The organism is Dactylosporangium sp. CA-139066, assembly GCF_050936175.1.
Classification (GTDB): domain Bacteria; phylum Actinomycetota; class Actinomycetes; order Mycobacteriales; family Micromonosporaceae; genus Dactylosporangium.
The window spans coordinates 4,991,295-5,009,121 of record NZ_JBNJNH010000001.1 but is presented as its reverse complement, the minus strand read 5'-3'; the positions used below and the strand labels follow the sequence as shown (position 1 = coordinate 5,009,121).

At 72.6% G+C, this 17,827-nt stretch carries 21 protein-coding genes; 8 read left to right on the top strand and 13 right to left on the bottom strand.

The window, feature by feature from the left end; all coding sequences use genetic code 11:
• Nucleotides 1–152 precede the first annotated feature (152 nt).
• The 3 genes from ACQEVU_RS22960 to ACQEVU_RS22950 all read left to right on the top strand — a co-directional run bounded on the left by ACQEVU_RS22960 (nucleotide 153) and on the right by ACQEVU_RS22950 (nucleotide 3,020).
• Complete coding sequence (locus ACQEVU_RS22960; protein ID WP_433326747.1) at nucleotides 153–371, top strand: CbtB domain-containing protein; 219 nt, start codon at nucleotides 153–155, stop codon at nucleotides 369–371.
• Nucleotides 372–385: 14 nt separating this feature from the next.
• The gene (locus tag ACQEVU_RS22955) at nucleotides 386–1,201 is read left to right on the top strand and encodes a CbtA family protein (RefSeq protein ID WP_433326745.1); all 816 of its coding nucleotides are present in this window, start codon (nucleotides 386–388) and stop codon (nucleotides 1,199–1,201) included.
• 103 nt (nucleotides 1,202–1,304) lie between these two features.
• On the top strand, nucleotides 1,305–3,020 hold the full coding sequence (locus ACQEVU_RS22950) for a methyl-accepting chemotaxis protein (protein ID WP_433326743.1): 1,716 nt from the start codon (nucleotides 1,305–1,307) through the stop codon (nucleotides 3,018–3,020).
• Here ACQEVU_RS22950 and ACQEVU_RS22945 read toward each other — a convergent pair.
• The 12 genes from ACQEVU_RS22945 to ACQEVU_RS22890 form a co-directional block, all read right to left on the bottom strand.
• The gene (locus ACQEVU_RS22945) at nucleotides 2,933–5,107 is read right to left on the bottom strand and encodes a chemotaxis protein CheA (protein ID WP_433326741.1); all 2,175 of its coding nucleotides are present in this window, start codon (nucleotides 5,105–5,107) and stop codon (nucleotides 2,933–2,935) included. The genes ACQEVU_RS22950 and ACQEVU_RS22945 overlap by 88 nt on opposite strands.
• The gene (locus ACQEVU_RS22940) at nucleotides 5,104–5,376 is read right to left on the bottom strand and encodes an STAS domain-containing protein (RefSeq protein ID WP_433326739.1); all 273 of its coding nucleotides are present in this window, start codon (nucleotides 5,374–5,376) and stop codon (nucleotides 5,104–5,106) included. The genes ACQEVU_RS22945 and ACQEVU_RS22940 overlap by 4 nt, the downstream gene beginning before the upstream one ends.
• On the bottom strand, nucleotides 5,373–5,741 hold the full coding sequence (locus ACQEVU_RS22935; RefSeq protein ID WP_433326737.1) for a response regulator: 369 nt from the start codon (nucleotides 5,739–5,741) through the stop codon (nucleotides 5,373–5,375). The genes ACQEVU_RS22940 and ACQEVU_RS22935 overlap by 4 nt, the downstream gene beginning before the upstream one ends.
• A gap of 11 nt (nucleotides 5,742–5,752) precedes the next feature.
• On the bottom strand, nucleotides 5,753–6,790 hold the full coding sequence (locus tag ACQEVU_RS22930) for a methyl-accepting chemotaxis protein (RefSeq protein ID WP_433326735.1): 1,038 nt from the start codon (nucleotides 6,788–6,790) through the stop codon (nucleotides 5,753–5,755).
• A complete protein-coding gene (locus ACQEVU_RS22925) occupies nucleotides 6,783–7,811 on the bottom strand; it encodes a protein-glutamate methylesterase/protein-glutamine glutaminase (protein ID WP_433326733.1) in 1,029 nt (342 codons plus the stop codon). The genes ACQEVU_RS22930 and ACQEVU_RS22925 overlap by 8 nt, the downstream gene beginning before the upstream one ends.
• Nucleotides 7,808–8,284, bottom strand: a complete 477-nt coding sequence (locus tag ACQEVU_RS22920) for a chemotaxis protein CheD (protein WP_433326731.1) — start codon at nucleotides 8,282–8,284, stop codon at nucleotides 7,808–7,810. Before ACQEVU_RS22920 ends, ACQEVU_RS22925 begins: the two co-directional genes overlap by 4 nt.
• Nucleotides 8,277–9,110 carry a CheR family methyltransferase gene (locus tag ACQEVU_RS22915; RefSeq protein ID WP_433326729.1) on the bottom strand — a complete coding sequence of 278 codons (834 nt, stop codon included), beginning with the start codon at nucleotides 9,108–9,110 and terminating at the stop codon, nucleotides 8,277–8,279. Before ACQEVU_RS22915 ends, ACQEVU_RS22920 begins: the two co-directional genes overlap by 8 nt.
• Complete coding sequence (locus ACQEVU_RS22910) at nucleotides 9,107–9,652, bottom strand: chemotaxis protein CheW (RefSeq protein ID WP_433326727.1); 546 nt, start codon at nucleotides 9,650–9,652, stop codon at nucleotides 9,107–9,109. Before ACQEVU_RS22910 ends, ACQEVU_RS22915 begins: the two co-directional genes overlap by 4 nt.
• 105 nt (nucleotides 9,653–9,757) lie before the next feature.
• On the bottom strand, nucleotides 9,758–10,519 hold the full coding sequence (locus ACQEVU_RS22905; protein ID WP_433326725.1) for an ABC transporter permease: 762 nt from the start codon (nucleotides 10,517–10,519) through the stop codon (nucleotides 9,758–9,760).
• A gap of 5 nt (nucleotides 10,520–10,524) precedes the next feature.
• The gene (locus ACQEVU_RS22900; protein ID WP_433326723.1) at nucleotides 10,525–11,280 is read right to left on the bottom strand and encodes an ABC transporter ATP-binding protein; all 756 of its coding nucleotides are present in this window, start codon (nucleotides 11,278–11,280) and stop codon (nucleotides 10,525–10,527) included.
• Nucleotides 11,280–11,639, bottom strand: a complete 360-nt coding sequence (locus tag ACQEVU_RS22895; RefSeq protein WP_433326721.1) for a DUF1048 domain-containing protein — start codon at nucleotides 11,637–11,639, stop codon at nucleotides 11,280–11,282. The genes ACQEVU_RS22900 and ACQEVU_RS22895 overlap by 1 nt, the downstream gene beginning before the upstream one ends.
• 2 nt (nucleotides 11,640–11,641) lie before the next feature.
• A complete protein-coding gene (locus ACQEVU_RS22890; protein ID WP_433326719.1) occupies nucleotides 11,642–11,971 on the bottom strand; it encodes a PadR family transcriptional regulator in 330 nt (109 codons plus the stop codon).
• Between the two features lie 96 nt (nucleotides 11,972–12,067).
• On the opposite strand from ACQEVU_RS22890, the gene ACQEVU_RS22885 reads away from it, so the two are divergent.
• Entirely contained in the window at nucleotides 12,068–12,814 is a 747-nt protein-coding gene (locus tag ACQEVU_RS22885) for a DUF5995 family protein (protein WP_433326717.1), read from the top strand.
• A gap of 68 nt (nucleotides 12,815–12,882) precedes the next feature.
• Here ACQEVU_RS22885 and ACQEVU_RS22880 read toward each other — a convergent pair whose 3' ends face one another.
• Nucleotides 12,883–14,238 (bottom strand): S8 family peptidase, encoded by a 1,356-nt coding sequence (locus ACQEVU_RS22880; protein WP_433326715.1) that lies wholly within the window; start codon nucleotides 14,236–14,238, stop codon nucleotides 12,883–12,885.
• A 276-nt stretch (nucleotides 14,239–14,514) separates the two neighbouring features.
• Here ACQEVU_RS22880 and ACQEVU_RS22875 point away from each other — a divergent pair, with 276 nt between their 5' ends.
• The 4 genes from ACQEVU_RS22875 (at nucleotide 14,515) to ACQEVU_RS22860 (ending at nucleotide 17,801) form a co-directional block, all read left to right on the top strand.
• Nucleotides 14,515–15,711: a hypothetical protein gene (locus tag ACQEVU_RS22875; RefSeq protein ID WP_433326713.1), complete on the top strand. Its 1,197-nt coding sequence runs from the start codon at nucleotides 14,515–14,517 to the stop codon at nucleotides 15,709–15,711.
• Between the two features lie 26 nt (nucleotides 15,712–15,737).
• Entirely contained in the window at nucleotides 15,738–16,175 is a 438-nt protein-coding gene (locus ACQEVU_RS22870; RefSeq protein ID WP_433326711.1) for a MarR family transcriptional regulator, read from the top strand.
• Between the two features lie 20 nt (nucleotides 16,176–16,195).
• The gene (locus ACQEVU_RS22865; RefSeq protein ID WP_433326709.1) at nucleotides 16,196–16,762 is read left to right on the top strand and encodes a cysteine hydrolase family protein; all 567 of its coding nucleotides are present in this window, start codon (nucleotides 16,196–16,198) and stop codon (nucleotides 16,760–16,762) included.
• Between the two features lie 85 nt (nucleotides 16,763–16,847).
• On the top strand, nucleotides 16,848–17,801 hold the full coding sequence (locus tag ACQEVU_RS22860) for a DNA topoisomerase IB (protein WP_433326707.1): 954 nt from the start codon (nucleotides 16,848–16,850) through the stop codon (nucleotides 17,799–17,801).
• Nucleotides 17,802–17,827: the final 26 nt, after the last annotated feature.

Sequence of the window (17,827 nt, the reverse complement as noted above, 5' to 3'; positions counted from 1 at the left end):
GGCCCATCGACGGTGACAGGAAGCCGGTGCAAGCCCGGCACGGTCGCGCCACTGTGAGCCGCCCGCCCCGCCAGGGTGGTCGGTGAGTCAGACCCTCCGCCGTCGCTCGCCACTACACGAGTGGGACGCTTGATCCCCGAAGGAGGCTCTCCGTGAGCTCGTCGTCCACCACGACCCCCGCCGCCGCGACGCCGGTCGTCATCCCGCTGTCCCGGTCGCTGGTCTGGCTCGTCGGCACCGCCGCGCTGGCCGCGCTCATCTACTACTTCGTCGGCATCGACCAGGGCGCGGTGTCGATCTTCGGCAACGACACCCACGTGCACGAGTTCGTGCACGACGGGCGCCACTTCCTCGGCTTCCCCTGCCACTGAGCGGGGCGGACCCCATGGAGAAGCGGATCATCCTCCGCGGCGCCCTCGCCGGCGCGATCGCCGGGCTGGTCGCGTTCGTGTTCGCGCGGATCTTCGCCGAACCGCTCATCGGCGAGGCCGTCGACTACGAGTCCGGCCGCGACGGGGCCCAGCACGCGCTGGACGAGGCGGCCGGCATGGCGGTCGGCGAGCACGACCACGAGCTGTTCAGCCGGGCGATCCAGGCCAACGTCGGCATCGGCGTCGGCATGATCCTGTTCGGGCTGGCCATGGGCGCGATGTTCGCCGTCGCCTACATGGTGTGCCTGGGGCGGGTCGGCAACCTGCGGCCGCGCAGCCTGGCCGTGCTGCTGGCCGGGGCCGGGTTCCTGACGCTGTACTTCGTGCCGTTCCTGAAGTACCCGGCCGAACCACCGTCCGTCGGGCAGGAGGACACGATCGGGCAGCGCAGCGCCTACTACCTGATCATGGTGCTCGCCTCGGTGCTCTTCATGATCCTGGCCGGCATCCTCGGGCAGCGGCTGCGCCACCGGTTCGGCACCTGGAACGCGAGCCTGCTCGCCGGCGGCGCGTTCATCGTGGCCGTCGGCGTGCTCATGGCGCTGCTGCCCGGCTTCGACGAGACGCCGCAGGCGCTGAAGAACGAGGCCGGCAGCCTGGTGTTCCCGGGCTTCGACGCCGACCTGCTGTTCCACTTCCGGCTGTACTCCGTCGGCGCCCAGCTGGTGCTGTGGGCCGTCATCGGCCTGGTGTTCGCGCCGCTGGCCGAGCGGCTGCTGGGCAACCGCCCGGTGCACGCGGCGCCGGCCCGCGAGACCGCCGCGGCCTGACCGGCGGCGCAGAGGCGAAACCCCGTGTGATCGGACCTCAGGTGACCGGCCTGAGGTCCGATGGGTGTGGTGTACACCGCACCACAACGGGAGGGTTGCCGCCATGACCACAGCACCGAGCCCGCGCCGCCGGTCCGTCACGGCCGTGTTCCGGGACGTGTCGGTCGCCTGGAAGCTGCGCATCGTCGCCGTGGTGGTGTGTGCCCTGCTGGCCGCCGTGGGGCTCATCGGCCTGCTGTACCTCGGCAGCAGCCAGACCCGGCTCGACGAGCTGTACAACCGCAACCTGCGAGCGGTGCAGAACCTCGGCGAGGCCCAGGCCGACTACCGGCAGCTGCGCTTCGACGTCCGCGGCCTCGCGCTGGCCCAGGGCGACAGCGAGCAGGCCGCCGCCGCCCAGCGCATCGCCGACGCGACCAAGGGCCTCGACGACAGCTGGAAGGGCTTCGTCGCACACAACGACGACGCGGCGACAAGGCAGAGCCGCGCCGACTTCGAGTCCGCGTGGTCGGACTACCAGAAGATCCTCAACGGCAAGATGATCCCGGCCGCCCGCGCCGGCAATATCGTCGAGTTCAACCGGATCACCCGCGAGGAGGTAGAGCCGATCGTGCAGCGCATCGACGCGGCCGTCCAGAGCCTCGTGGCGCAGCAGGACACGGCGGCGAAGGCCGCGCTGGACGTGTCGCGGTCCAACTACAACTCGGCCCGGCTGCTGCTGATCGGGCTGACGCTGCTCGCCATCGTCATCACCTTCGGCATGGTCACCGTGGTGGTGCGGGCCGTGTCGCGGCCGCTGCGTCAGACCGTCGAGGTGCTCACCGGGCTCGCCCGCGGCCGGCTCGACCAGCGCCTGGCGGTGGACAGCCAGGACGAGGTCGGGCGGATGGGCGCCGCGCTCAACAGCGCCCTGGACCGGCTCTCGGAGACCGTCCGCACCGTCGTGGACTCAACCCACCAGCTCGCCAACGCCTCCAACCAGATCAGCGGGGCGTCGCAGAGCCTGTCGCAGGCCGCGACCGAGCAGGCGGCCAGCGTGGAGGAGACCACCTCGAGCATGGAGCAGATGACCGCCAGCATCAGCCAGAACAGCGACAACGCCACCACCACGGAGGGCATCGCCGGGCAGGCCGCGACCGAGGCCGACGAGGGCGGCGAGGCCGTGCAGCGCACCGTGGACGCGATGAAGCAGATCACCGGCAAGATCGGCATCATCGACGACATCGCGTTCCAGACGAACATGCTGGCGCTCAACGCGACGATCGAGGCGGCCCGGGCCGGCGAGCACGGCAAGGGCTTCGCCGTCGTGGCCACCGAGGTCGGCAAGCTCGCCGAGCGCAGCCAGATCGCCGCCCAGGAGATCAGCGAGCTGGCGGCGGAGAGCGTGCAGACGGCCGAGCGGGCCGGCGACCTGCTCGGCAAGATCATCCCGAGCATCACCCGCACCTCCGACCTCGTGCAGGAGATCGCGGCGGCGAGCAACGAGCAGGCGACCGGCGTGCGCCAGATCAACATCGCGATGACCCAGATCGGCAAGGTCACCGAGCAGACGGCCTCCTCGAGCGAGGAGCTGGCCGCGACCGCCGAGCAGATGGCGGCGCAGACGGCCCAGCTGCAGGACCTCATGACGTTCTTCGTCACGGACGAGCACGGGCCGGCGCGGGCGCTGACCGGGCGGCCGTCGTTCGACCGGGGCGCGCACCGCCACCTCGGCGGCAGCGGCCGCGCCGCTCAGCGCCCGGCGCCGGCGCTGGTCTCCGCCGCGGCCGGTCGCTCCGGCGACGCCGGCATCGACGAGAGCAAGTTCGACCGGTTCTGAGCCTGCCGGTCCCGCGCGATGTGCTGGGAGACCAGCGCGTCGATGTCGAGGATCAGGGCGACGTCGCCGTTGCCGAGGATGGTCGAGCCGCTGACGCAGCGCACGTCCTGGAACAGCTTGCCCAGCGGCTTGATGACCGTCTGCGACTGCCCGAGGAGCTGGTCGACGACGAACCCGGCGCGCTGGCCGGCGTGCTCGATGACCACGACCGACTGCCGCCGCGGCGCCCGCCCGGCCAGGCCGAAGACCTCGCGCAGCCGTACGAACGGCAGCACCTGCTCGCGCAGGTGCATGAAGGAGCGGTGCTCGGCGCCGGGCGGCAGCTCCACGCACTCCACGACCCGGTCCAGCGGGATGATGAAGTGCGACTCGCCGGCGTTGACCAGAAACCCGTCGATGATGGCCAGGGTGAGCGGCAGCCGGATCTGCATCGCGGTGCCCGCGCCGGGCGTGGTCTGCACGTCGATGCTGCCGCGCAGGGCGGTCACGGCGCCGCGCACGACGTCCATGCCGACGCCGCGGCCGGACAGGTTGGACACGGCCTCGGCGGTGGAGAACCCGGGCTCGAAGATGAGCGCGTAGACCTCCTGGTCGCTGAGCACGTCGGTGCGGCTCACCAGGCCCCGTTCGGCGGCCTTGGCGAAGATCCGGTCCCGGTCCAGGCCGCGGCCGTCGTCGGAGACCTCGATGACGATGCTGCCGCCGTCGTGGGCGGCGTTGAGCGACAGCCGGCCGCGCGGGGACTTGCCGCGCCGCTGCCGCTCCTGCGACGTCTCGATGCCGTGGTCGAGGGCGTTGCGGACCAGGTGCAGCAGCGGGTCGCCGATGCGCTCGACGAGGGCCTTGTCCATCTCGGCGTCGCCGCCGGTGATGACGAGGTCGACCTCCTTGCCCAGCTCGACGCTCACGTCGCGCACGACCCGCTCGAAGCGGCGCAGCGTCGTGCCGATCGGCACCATCCGCAGCGACAGCGCGGTGTGCCGGACCTCCTCGACCAGCCGCATCACGTGCGCCTGCTCCTCCGACACGCCGTCGGCCGCGCCGACGCCGGCCTGGGCGATCACCAGCTCGCCGACGAGGTCGATGAGCTTGTCGAGGCGGGAGGCGAACACCCGGATCGTCTGGTTGTCCTGCTGACGGCCCTCGGCGCTCTTGCGCTGGCGGTTGAGCGCGGCGTCGACGACCGGCTGCTGGACGATCTGCTCCTCGACGAGGATCTCGCCGAGCGGCCGCCCGGCCCCGGCGCCCTCGTGCTGCAGCTGCAGCGCCTTGGCCAGCTCCAGGTCGGTGACGACGCCGCCGCGGCGCAGCAGGTCGCCCAGCCGGTCGGACTCCGGCAGCGACTCGATGAGCTCCGCCGCCCCGTCCGCGGGCAGGATGCGGATCGTGCTGTCCTCGCGGACGAACTCGAACACGTCCTCGATCTCGGCCTTCGCCGCCGCGGTGACGAACTCGAGGTCGAAGCCGAGGTAGCAGACCTCCGGGTCGGCCTCATCGGCGCGCGGCAGGGCGTCGGTGCGGGTGACCATCCGCGCGATCGTGCCCAGCGTCGTGAGATACCGCAGAAACGACAGCGGATCCATCCCGTTGCGCAGACAGTCGGGGCCGAACCACAGGCTCAGCAGCCAGGACCGCGGCCCGCCGCCGGCCGCCGCGCCGGCGTCCCCGGCCGCGGCCGGCGCCTCGTCGGCCCGGAACGGGGCCAGGCCGGCCAGCAGCCGGGCGCTCATCTCCTGCTCGGCCGCGCCGGGCTCGCCGCGCCCGGCGGCGACCGCGTCGACCAGCGCGGTGATGTGGTCGGCGCACGGCAGCAGCGCGCTCACGAGGTCGGCGCTGACCTGCAGCCGCCCGTCGCGCAGGTCGTCGAGGACCGACTCGAGCACGTGCGTGAACGACACGAGGTGGTTGAGGCCGAACAGCCCGGAGGAGCCCTTGAGCGTGTGCATGGCCCGGAAGAGCGCGTTGACCGCCTCCGGGCCGTCGGGCGCCGACTCGAGCTCCAGCAGCCCCTCCTCGAAGTCCTGCACCAGCTCGCGCGCCTCGGTGATGAACGTGTCGAGCGCGTCGCGGATGTCGTCCTCGTTCACGCCGCCGCCTCCAGCTCCGGGGTCAGCCGGGCCAGGGCGAGCACGTCCAGTACCGCGGGCGAGAGCCCGGCCAGCCGCAGCACCACGCCCCGGCGCCGGGCCTCCCGCCGGGCCAGCAGCAGCACCTGCAGGCCGGCGGTGTCGAGGTCGGTGACGCCCGACAACCCGACCTCGACGTCCCCGTCGCCGAACGCCTGCAGCAGCCGCTCGTGGTGCTCGCTCGCCGTGAGGATCGTGAGCTCGCCCTCGATCTGCAGAGTCGAGGTCATGGCGCGATGAGCTTCGACACGGCGGCGAGCATCTGCGCCGGCTGGAACGGCTTGGTGACCCACGCCTTGGCCCCGGCCGCCTGCGCCTGGCGCTTCTTCTCCTCCTGCGACTCGGTGGTCAGCATGATGATCGGCGTGAACCGGTGGTCGGGCTGCTTGCGGATCTCCCCGACCAGCGTGATGCCGTCCATGTTGGGCATGTTGACGTCGGAGATGATGAGGTGGACCCGCCGCCCGGTGAGCTTGCGCAGGGCGTCCTGGCCGTCCACGGCGTCCACCACCTCGTAACCGGCGCCCTTGAGCGCGATCGTGACGACCTGGCGCACCGAAGCCGAATCGTCCACGACCATGACCGTCTTGGACATGCTGCCCCCTCCTAGAAGAACGTGACTTCGGACGTCGGCGCCTCGGTCACCGCGCCGGAGCGGTGCGCCTGCAGCTCGCCCTGCATGGTGTACGTCCGCTCGAGCTCGGCCAGCAGCGGCCGGGCCTGCGGGCCGCTCGCGGGCGCGTCGGCGACGTGCCCGGGCAGGCGCTTGATGTTGTCCTCGAGGTGCTGCAGGACCTGCCCGACGCGATCCTGGAACTGCAGGTTCACGATGGCGTCGGAGACCGCGGAGCGGATGTCCACGGCGGCCCGCTCCAGGCGCTGCGACGACTCCCGCGAGCGCATGACGACGGCCTGCAGGTCGTCGATGACCTCCCGCACGTCGTCGCCGGCCCGCGCGACGGCGACGCTCTCCCGCTCCGCGTCGCCCTCCGCCGTGGCCAGCACCGCGTTGATGGCCGTCTCGATCCCGGCGACCTTCTCCGCCATCTGCACGCTGGTCTGCAGCGAGCGGTCGGCGAGGCGGCGGACCTCCATGGCCACGACGCCGAAGCCGGCGCCGGCCGCGCCGACCCGGGCCGCCTCGATCGAGGCGTTGAGGGCCAGCAGGTTGGTCTGCGCGGCGATCTGGGCCACGTCGGCGGTCATCTGCTTGAGCTCGTCGTTGAACCCGGCCAGCCCGGCCAGGTCGTGCACGGCCTGCCGCTTGGCCCGCATCGCGCTGTCGAGGGTGTGCACGACGTTGGCGAGGCGCTCCCGGCCGCGGTCGAACGAGCCCGCCCCCTCGCCCGGCTGGCCGATCGCGTTCGCCGAGGACGCCAGGACCGCGTCGACGTTGTCGACGATCTGGCTGAACCGGTGCGTGACGGCGCCGATGCCGGACTCCATCTGGGCCCGCGACGACTCGATCTGCGCCGACCAGACCGGTGCGACCTCGGCGGCGAAGGAGCCGACGCCGCGGCGGTATTCGTCGGGCGCGGCGGGCGCCGGTGGCCCCTCGGGCCGGGCGTGCCGCGCCCGCCCGGCGGCGTAGCCGGCGGCCGCGCCGGCGATGAGCGCGGCGACGATGTACAGGAACTCAGCCATGGTTGCGAATCACCTCTGCAATCGCGGGGAGCGGCACCTCGCGCTCGACCGCCCCGATGAGCACGGCTTCCTTGGGCATGCCGTGTACGACGCACGTCTGCTCGTCCTGCGCGACGGTGGCCGCGCCGGCGCGGCGCATCTCCAGCAGCCCCCGGGCGCCGTCGTCGCCCATGCCGGTCATGATGACGCCGAGCGCGTCCGGGCCGGCGGCGCGCGCCACGGACCGGAACAGCACGTCGACCGACGGCCGGTGGCGGTTGACCGGCGGGCCGTCGAAGACCCGGACGCGGTACCCCAGCCCGTCCCCGACCAGCTCCAGGTGCCGGCCGCCGGGCGCGACGAGGACGAGCCCGTCGGCGACCCGGTCGGCGTCGGCGGCCTCGCGCACCTCCACCGCGCACAGCCTGTTCATCCGGTCGGCGAACGCGGCGGTGAAGCGCTCCGGCATGTGCTGCACGACCACGACGGCGGGCGAGCGGGCCGGCAGGGCGGTGAGCACCCGCTCGAGCGCCTGGGTGCCGCCGGTGGACGTGCCGATCGCCACCACCCGCCGCTCCTCGCGCCGGGCCGGGCGCGGGGGCGGCTCGGCCAGCCGCGACGGGGGCCGTCCGGCGCGGCGGACGCGGCCCGCGGCGGCGGCGCGCACCGCGGCCACGATGTTGCCGCTGTCGTCCTCGAGGTAGCGCTTCAGGCCGCTCTCCGGCTTCGGCACCGCGCTCACCGCGCCGGCGGCCAGCGCGTCGAGGCCGGCCCGCGCGTTGCGCCCGACCAGGGTCGAGCAGATCACGATCGGGGTGGGCCGGGTCGCCATCACCTGCTTGACGAACGTGAGGCCGTCCATGCGCGGCATCTCGATGTCGGAGACGATCACGTCGGGCCAGTCGCGCCGCATGATGTCCATCGCGCGGACCGGGTCGGGGACGGCGCCGATGACCTCGATGCCGGGCGCCGCGGCGAGCACGGAGGTGAGCACCTGCCGTACGACGGCGGAATCGTCCACGATGAGCGTCTTGACGGTCATGAGGCCACGCCCAGGTCGAGGCGGCCGGCGCGGCGCACCCAGACGTCGCCGGTGGCCAGGTCGAAGCGCAGCACGCGCGCCCCCGTGCCGCCGACGTCGCGGGCGGCGAGGGTGAAGCCGTGCCGCTCCAGCAGCGCCAGCCCGGCCCGCACGTTGGCCGCGGCCACGCCATCGGCGAGCAGCTGCGCGGCGCCGCCGAAGATCTTCGCGTGGTACTGCGGGGGCCGCGTCCCGGTCCGCGCCAGCTCGCGGCCGAAGAGCGCGAACGCGTCCTCGGCGAACCGGCCGTCCGGGCGCGCCGCTGCCTGCGGCCAGTCACCCGAGCGGCCGGGCAGCATGAAGTGGCACAGCCCGCCGATGCGCCGCCCCGGGTGCCACAGGCTCACGGCGACGCACGAGCCCAGCAGCGTCGCCAGGACGGTGCCGGTCTCGGCGAAGCGGAACTCGCCCGGGTGGAGGAAGACGTCAGTCACGGGAGCCCGCCGGGAGCCGGTAGATGGAGGGCCGGACCATGCGCAGGTGCGACGGGATGCCGTTGAGCGTCTCGGACAGGCTCACGATGAGGTGCCCCTCGGGGTGCAGCATGTTCTGCAGCCGCTGCACCAGCGCCGCCTTCGTCGGCTGGTCGAAGTAGATCATGACGTTGCGCAGCAGGATGACGTCGAAGCGGCCCAGGTCGCCGAGGTCGTCGAGCAGGTTGGCGTGCAGGAACGTGACCCGCTCGCGCAGCGTCGAGCCGGCCGCCATGAGCCCGGCGTACTCGTCGCGCCCCTTGAGCCAGTACTTGCGCAGCAGCTCGGGCGGGATCCGCGCGGATGCCTCCAGCGGGTAGAGGCCGCGCCGGGCGCCGGCGACGATCCGGGTCGACACGTCGGTGCCGTAGATCTCGAACCCGCCCTGCGGCGGCCGCTCGAGCAGGACCATCGCCGCGGTGTACGCCTCCTCGCCGCTGGAGCTCGCCGCGCTCCACAACCGGAAGAGCCGCCCGCCGGGGTGGCGCGGCACGACGGTGTCGCGCAGGTAGTCGAAGTGCTGCGGCTCGCGGAAGAACGACGTCTCGTTCGTGGTGAGCAGGTCGATCGCCTGCCCCAGCTCGTGGCCGTCGGGGTGGTGCAGCAGCCGCACGTACTCGTCGTAGCCGCCGATCCCGAGCTGGCGCAGCCGCCGGCTGAGCCGCCCCATGACGAGCGTCTCCTTGCCCGGCACGAGGCGGATGCCGGTGCGCTGGTGCAGCAGCGCGCTGATCGCCGCGAAGTCGTCGCGCGTGATCTCCGGAGGCGCATCCAGCGACCCGGTCACGATCCGTCGTCCGCCGCGAGGTCGCGCCCGGCGCGGGCCAGCGCCGCCACGTCCGACGGCGACAGGATCCGCTCCAGGTCGAGGACGATGATGAAGTCGTGCTCGCGGCGGGCCATGCCGCTGATGTACTCCGGCTGGATCCCGCTGCCGAAGGTCGGCGGCGGCTCGAGGTCGCCGGCGCCGAACCCGGCGACCTTGTTCACCATGTCGACGAGGATCCCGACGTCCTGGCTCTCGGCGCCGCCCGGCTCGCCGCTGCGCACGATGATGATGCTGGTGCGCCGGGCGACCGCCGTGGCGCCCCGCCCGAAGCGGATGCCGAGGTCGACGACGGGCACGGCGCGGCCGCGCAGGTTGATGACGCCCCGCACGAAGTCGGGCGCCATCGGCACGGCGGTCAGGTTGCGGTACGCGATGATCTCGATGACGTGGAAGATGTCCAGCGCGTAGGACTCGCCGTGCAGCGTGAACGTCAGATACCGCCCGGCCTCGACGCCGCCGGCGTCCTGCGCGTCCTGCGCGGTGGTATGCGTGATGCTCACCGGTCTGCCCGTTTCCGTGCGTCGGCAAAATTGTCGTACGTTTCGCTGATCGGCGCCGGCCGGCCGGTCTGTAGCGTTTCGGTTCCCTCAGGCGGTCATCGCCGGTCAGGAGATCCGGCGGCGGTACGTGACCATCGCGAAGGCGTATGCGACGGCGAGGATGCCGAGGCACCAGCCGAGCGCGATCCAGATGTCGCGGTCGACCGGCCGGCGGGTCAGCAGGTCGCGGATCGCGTTGACGATCGAGGTCACCGGCTGGTGCTCGGCGAAGGCGCGCACCGGGCCCGGCATGGTCCCGGTGGGCACGAACGCCGAGCTGATGAACGGCAGGAAGATCAGTGGGTAGGAGAACGCGCTCGCGCCGTCCACGGACTTCGCGGTGAGACCGGGGATGACGGCGATCCACGTCAGCGACAGCGTGAACAGCATCAGGATGCCGGCGACCGCGAGCCACGCCGGCAGTCCCGCCGCGGAGCGGAATCCCATGACGAGGGCGACGAGCACGACGACGACGATCGAGATCAGATTGGCGACGAGCGACGTCAGCACGTGCGCCCACAGCACCGACGAGCGCGCGATCGGCATCGACTGCAGCCGCTCGAAGACGCCGCGCTGCATGTCCAGGAAGAGCCGGAACGCGGTGTAGGAGATGCCGGAGGCGATCGTGATGAGCAGGATGCCGGGCAGCAGGTAGTTCACGTACGGGCCCGGGCCGGCGTTGATGGCGCCGCCGAACACGTAGACGAACAGCAGCATGAAGGCGACCGGCATGATCGTGGTGGTGATGATGGTGTCCGGGCTGCGCATGATGTGCCGCAGCGACCGCCCCAGCAGGACGGCGGTGTCACCGGGGAAATGCCTGTTCACGGCCCTCACGCCCCCTGGCTGCCGGCGCCGACGAGCGCGAGGAAGACGTCCTCGAGGGTCGGCTGCTTCTCGACGTACTCGACCTTGGCCGGCGGCAGCAGCGCCTTGAGCTCGGCGAGGGTGCCGGTGACGATGATCCGGCCCTCGTGCAGGATCGCGATCCGGTCGGCGAGCTGCTCGGCCTCGTCCAGGTACTGCGTGGTGAGCAGCACCGTCGTGCCCTTCCCGGCGAGCTCCTTGACGCTGCTCCACACCTCGAGGCGCGACTGCGGGTCGAGCCCGGTGGTCGGCTCGTCCAGGAAGATCACCGGCGGGTTGCCGATCAGGCTCATCGCGATGTCGAGGCGCCGGCGCATGCCGCCCGAGTACGTCGCCACCCTCCGCGCCGCCGCGTCGGTCAGCGAGAACCGCGCGAGCAGCTCGTCGGCGATCGGGCCCGGGTTCCTCAGGTGCCGCAGCCGGGCCACCAGCACGAGGTTCTCCCGCCCGGTGAGGATCTCGTCGACGGCCGCGAACTGCCCGGTGAGGCTGATCGACTCCCGCACGTCCGCGGCGTGCGTGGCGACGTCGAAGCCGTTGACGGTGGCCGTGCCCGCGTCCGCCTTGAGCAGCGTGGACAAGATCTTCACGACCGTGGTCTTGCCGGCGCCGTTCGAGCCGAGCAGGGCGAAGATGCTGCCCGGCTCGACGTCGAAGTCGACGCCGCGCAGCACGTGCAGATCCTGGTACGACTTCTGCAGCCCTTGCACGTGGATCGCCATCAGGCCGCCCCCTCTTCTTCCTCGCGTGCGGCGCGGGCGACGGCGTCGGTCAGCCGCTCCCGCTCCCGGACGATCCAGCGGCCCTGCGGGTAGTTGCGGATGAACGTCTCGACGAACTCGACCGGGTCGTCGCCGACGATCTCGCGGATCGGGGTGCCGCTCGCCGCGCCCTGCTCGAACAGGTCGATGAGGTCGCCGAACATCGCCATCCCGTCGCCGCCCCCGCCGAAGTACATGAGGTAGCGCTCCACCGCATCGATCGTGGTGCGATAACTCGGGGGAAGCCGTCTCGCGCGCGCCTTGTACGCCCGCCACTCCTTCTTCGGGCCGATCACCGTTTCGACGATCTTCGAGAACATGCTCAGCTACCTCCTTCGCGGAGCTGCCCGAGCCGGTCGGCGAGGAAGCCCCAGGTCCGCCAGAACTCTTCGAGGTATTCGCGGCCTTGCGCATTGAGGGAGTACACCTTGCGGGGCGGGCCCTTCTCCGACGGCACCTTCTCCACGTCGACGAGGCCCTTCTGCTCGACCCGCACGAGCAGCGCGTAGACCGTCCCCTCGGCGATGCCGGAGAAGCCCTGCTCCCGCAGCCACGCCGTGATCTCGTAGCCGTAGGCGGCCCGCATGGCGAGGATCGCGAGGACGATGCCCTCCAGCGTGCCCTTGAGCATCTCCGTCATCTGCCGGCCCACGCAACGCCTCCCCGGACTACTCAGTGGTGTTGACTACCGGTACATAGTAGCGCTGACTAGTGCCGGCGCAAGCCCCCGCGGAGGACCATCGGGGTCGTGTTCGACAGCATCCCGGCGCTGGTCTCGCGGATGGAGAGCGACCTCGCGCGCCTCGGCGAACGAGACGCGCGGCGGCACTTCCTCGGGACCTACCTGCGCACCACCCGCGCGGTCGCCGCCGAGATCGAGCGGGGCGGGTTCCTCGACGGGCCGTGGCTGCAGCGGTGGGACGTCGTGTTCGCGCAGCTGTACCTCGACGCGTTCGACGCCGAGCTGGCCGGACGGCCCGTGCCGGCGCCGTGGCGGATCGCGTTCGACGCGGCGCGCGAGCGGCCCGATGCGCCGGCGCTGCGGCACGTGCTGCTCGGCATGAACGCGCACATCAACTACGACCTGCCGCAGGCACTCATCGCGGTCATCGCGCCCGCGGAGTTCGACGACCCGGCCGTGCTCGCCGCCCGCAACCGGGACCACACGCACGTCGACACCGTTTTACTGGCGCGCGTGGGAGCCGAGGACGGCGAGATGCGGGCCACCGTGGCCCGGATCGGCCTCGTCGACCGGCTGCTGGGGCCGCTCAACCGGGCCGCCACGCGGCGGCTGCTGGCCGAGTCGCGGGCCAAGGTGTGGCACAACACCGCGGCGCTGGACCGGGCGCGGCGGGAGGGCCCGGCGCGGTACGACATCGTGCTGCGGGAACTGGAAGCCCTCTGCGCGGCCAAGGTGGCCGAGCTGACCGCCCCCGGGCAGGTGCTGCTGCGCCTCGCCCGGCGCGGCTTCGGCGTGACCCTGTCAGGCCCGTGAACGGGCCGGAAAAGCGGGTGGGGCCGCCGGCCTCGTGAGCCGGCGACCCCACCGTGGTACTGCCGGTGCTATCGCACCGCGTTGTACGCGTCGACCTCACCGGCTCCGTAGAAGCCGTTGCGGTTGCCGCCCGAGCACGTCGCCTCGAAGCCCTGCAGGTTGGGCACCGGGTTGTACACGCCGCTGGGGCAGGGAAGCGCGACGGCGGTGCGCTCCAGCCACGACGCCAGGGCGCCCGGCTGCATGCCGGGGTGGGCGGAGAGCGCCAGGGCGGCGACGCCGGCCGCGTGCGGACCGGCCATCGACGTACCCTGCTTGTAGCCCCAGCCGTTGGTCTTCGTCGCGGTGTTGAAGGTGGTCGACAGGACCGCGTCGGTCAGCGTCGACCTGGAGCCGAGGGTCCGGAACCGGGTGTCGCCACCGGGCGCCGCGACGTCCACGACCCCCTGGCCGTACGACGAGTAGTAGCTCTTCAACCGGGTCGGGCCGACCGCCGACACGGTCACCACGCCGGGCGCCTCGGCCGGCAGGTCAAGGCAGGCGCCGGTGATCGTGCGGTCCTCGACCGGGAAGCTGCCGTCGTTCGGGCTGCCGGCGTCGACGAACTTGTGCTGCAGGTCGACGTTGGAGTTGCCCGCCGAGGCGATGTTGAGCACGCCCTTGTTCTGCGAGTACCGGATCGCGCGCTGGACGGCCTGCCAGACCGGGCGCTGCCGCACGTCGTTACGGCAGTTGAACTCCCACGGGTCGATGTAGTAGCTGTTGTTCGTGATCTGCATGCCGTGGTCGGCGGCCCAGAGGAAGCCGCACACCGCGGCCTCCGGGTAGATGAAGCCGTCGTCGTTCACGACCTTCACGGAGGCGACCTTCACCCCGGGGGCCACGCCGGCGATGCCGACACCGTTGATCGCGGCGGCGATCGTGCCGGCGACGTGCGTGCCGTGGTCGGAGGTGGTCGGGTTCCAGGCGGCCTCGGCCGTGTCGACCGAGCCGCCGATGCAGGACGCGCTCTTGTCCTTCGCGATCTGCGTGGCGAGGTCGGGGTGGGTGCTGGAGATGCCGCTGTCCAGGATGCCGACGACCACGTTCGGGCTGCCGGTGGTCACCTTGTGCGCCTGGGCAACGTTGATCTGGGCCATGTCCCACTGCTGGCCGAACAGCGGCTCGCCGGTCGGGTCGCCGGTGCTCTGCTGCGCGGCCGGTTCGGCGACCTCCACGGTGGCGCCGTCCTCGAGCGCGGTGCCCAGGCCGGCGGTGGACGCGACGGCGTCCACGCCCGCACCCGCTACCGAGGTCGCGAACGACGGGTTGGTGGAGCGCGCGACGAGCACGCCGATCTGGTTGTAGTTGGCGACGACCGTGCCACCGGCGGCGGCGATCCGGTCCGCGGCCCGAGTTGTCGACTGACCCTTTGGAGCAAGCACGATGTAGGTGCTTTCCGGTCCGGCCGCCAACGCCTGCGTCGGTAACGCTGCGGCGGTCAGGACGCCGGCACCGACCACGGCGGCGGACGCGGCTGCCAGTGCCTTGCGACGAGATAGTCTCACGGTGAACCTTTCCGTCGGACTGTCCGATCGACGTCGCGCTGTAAACGCCACGTCCGCGGAATGAGCGGCGTCGGGGAGCCCGGCGTTACACCGGGACGTGGCACTGGACGGTGCCTGGGGCACCGGTCACCGGCCGCGAGGCTTTGGTGGGACATGGACAACGACACCGCAGATCTGACCGGGTTGGTCGATCGGCTCCGTCGCGATCGCCGCGCGGATCCCTGCCGGGGCCGGCGCGAGTATTCGCAGACGGCCCGCGACCTGGCCGACCGGTGTGCGGCGCTGATCGACGCCGGCGCCGCGGCGAGCGTGGTGCCCGCGCTGCGCAAGGCGGTCGACCGGATCACGCCCGCGCTGATGTACATGGACGACCCGTCCGGCGTGGTCGGCGACGACCTGCAGCAGCTCATGGAGCTCTACGCCCGCGCCTGCATCGCGGTACCCCAGAACCCGAGACAGCTGGCCGGCTGGCTGGTGAGACTCCAGTGCGACGGCCCGGGATGGCCGCGGATCGTGCTGCGCGACTTCGCCCCGGCGCTCGGCGCGCCCGGGCTGGGCGAGGTCGAGCGGCTGGTCGCCGATCGGGCCGAGACGGTGGATCCCGAGTCATGGCGGGGACGGTTCGCGGTGCAGGATCTGCGCCAGCAGTTGGCCGAGCTGTCCTGTGACCGGCACGTCCAGGTGCTCGCCGGGCATTCGGCCAGTGCCGTGCGGTACGCGCGGACCGTCGACACGCTGCGCGCGGCCGGCCGGACCACGGAGGCGATCGCCTGGGCGCGGCGCGGGCTGGTGGAGAAGGCCGGCTGGCCGTACGCCGACCAGCTTCTCGACACGCTGGTGGCGTTGCTGCTCGAACAGGGCGACAGCGAGGCCGCGCTGGCGGTGCGGCGGGAAGAGTTCGACCGGCACCCGTCGCTCGAGGCCTTCCAGGCATGGGAGAGCACCGCGGTGCAGGCCGGCGCCGCCGACCCGACCCCAGCGGCGCTCGAGCGGCTACGGCAGCGCGTCGCCGAGCAGCCCCTCTACGTGTCCGAACTGGTCGACGTGCTCAGCGCGGTCGGTGCCGCCGGCGAGGCCTGGGCGATCGGCCGGGCCGACGCCGGCCGGCTCGGCCGGCGGCGCTGGCTCGAGCTGCTCGAGCGGCGGGGCACGACCGAGCCGGCCGACGTGATCGAGCCGTACCAGGACCTCATCGAGGAGCAGATCCGCGCCGGCGGCGACGGCGACCGGGACCGGTTCCGCCGGGCGCTGCCGCTGTTGCGGGCCCTGCAGGCGGCCTGCCGGGCGGCCGGACAGGGCGATCGGTTCGCCGCCTACCTTGCCGATGTCCGCAGGCGGCAAATTCCGTAGCCTAACTACGTAGTATGCTGACGTATATGAGCCAGGAGCCGACACCCGCCGCGGCGGCCGCCGCGCGCGACCTGATCGTCGTCTTCCGGCGGCTGCGGGCCCGGCTGCGGGAGCTGCCGTCCGGCGGGCTGACCCCGTCGCAGACGTCGGTCCTCGTGCGCCTGCACCGCGACGGCGCCTCCACGACGACCGCGCTCGCGCTCGCCGAAGGGGTGCGCTCGCAGTCGATGACGGCGACGCTCAACGCGCTGGACGAGCTGGGGCTGATCGAGCGGGCGCCCGATCCCGAGGACGGCCGCCGGCACATCATCACGCTCAGCGCTTCCGGGCGGAGCCGGGCGAGCGCCGACAAACAGGGCCGCGGCGAGTGGCTGGCCCGGGAGATGGACCGCCGGTACTCGGCCGGCGAGCTCGCCACCATCAACGCGGCGCTCGCCCTGCTCGGCGAGCTCGCGGATCAGTGAACCCCAGGAAAGGAACGCTCATGTCCGACGCCCGTCCCGTCCTGCTCGTGATGGACTTCCAGCAGGGCATCGTCGCGCGCCTCGGCAACGAGGACGTGCTGGCCGCCGCCGGCCGCGCCGTCGAGGCGGCCCGGGAGGCCGGCGTGCCGGTCATGTTCGTGCGGGTCGGGTTCCGGCCCGGCTACCCCGAGGCCGCCGAGTCGAACCGGACGTTCGGCGCCATCTCGGCCGCCGGGGACACCATGACCCAGGACCACCCGGCCACGCAGATCCACCCGGCGCTGCAGCCGCGGCCCGACGAGCCGGTCGTCGTCAAGCGCCGCGTCAGCGCCTTCAGCGGCAGCGACCTCGACGTGCTGCTGCGCGGCGCGCGGGCCGGCGCGCTGGTGCTGGCCGGCATCTCCACCAGCGGGGTCGTGCTCTCCACGCTGCGGCAGGCGGCCGACCTCGACTACGGGCTGACGGTCCTCGCCGACGCCTGCGCCGACCCCGATCCCGAGGTCCACCGGGTGTTGACCGAGAAGGTGTTCCCGCGCCAGGCGGAGGTCACCACCGCCGACGCGTGGGCGAAGACGCTCAACCCGTGATGTAGCCGGCCCGCGGCAGCTCCCGGTCGCGCCGGCGGCCGGGAGCTCTGTTTCGCCTGTGTCGCGCCCGGGTACGGGCGACGCCATGCGACTGCGGCGCAGCCACCCCGACCGCCCCGGCCTCGGCCGGCGCCGGGCCGGGCGCGGCTTCGTCTATCTCGGCACCGGGGGCCGGCCGCTCAAGGACCGCGCCGCCATCGAGCGGATCAAGGGCCTGGTCATCCCGCCGGCGTGGAAGGACGTCTGGATCAGCCCCGACGAGCGCGGCCACATCCAGGCCACCGGCGTCGACGCGGCCGGGCGCACGCAGTACCTGTACCACCCGCAGTGGCGGCAGCGGCGCGACCGCAAGAAGTTCGACCACGTTCTCGAGGTCGCCGAGCACCTGCCGGACCTGCGCGACCGCGTGCGCCGCGACCTGACCCGCGGCCGCGGCCTGACCCGCGAGCGGGTGCTCGCCGCCATCGTCGCGCTGCTGGACCGGGGCATGTTCCGCGTCGGCGGCGCCCAGTCGGCCGACCGCGACGAGGACCCCTCCTACGGCCTGTCCACGCTGCGCCCCGACCACGTCCGCGGCCGCGACGGCTGCATGGTGCTGGAGTTCGTCGGCAAGTCCGGCATCGAGCACACGTCGGCCGTCGACGACGGCGAGGTCTGCGCCGTGCTGCGCGCCCTGCGCCGGCGCCGCCGCGGCGAGGACCGGCTGTTCGCCTACTGGGACCCGTCCGCCCGCCGCTGGCGCGAGATCTCCGCCGCGGAGATCAACGACTATCTCGGCGAGGAGATGACCGCCAAGGACTTCCGCACCTGGCACGGCACCGTCACCGCGGCGCGGGCCCTCGACGAGGCCGGCCCGCAGCCGACGAAGACGGCCCGCCGCAAGGCGGTGGCCGGCGCCATGCGGGAGGTGGCGGACCGGCTCGGCAACACACCGGCGGTCGCGCGTTCGTCCTATGTGGACCCGCGGGTGGTCGAGGCGTACGAGTCGGGCGTGACCGCCGCCACCGAGGCCGGGGTGGCGGACCTGCTGACCCCGTGACGGCCCGGGCCGCCTCGGCAACGGGC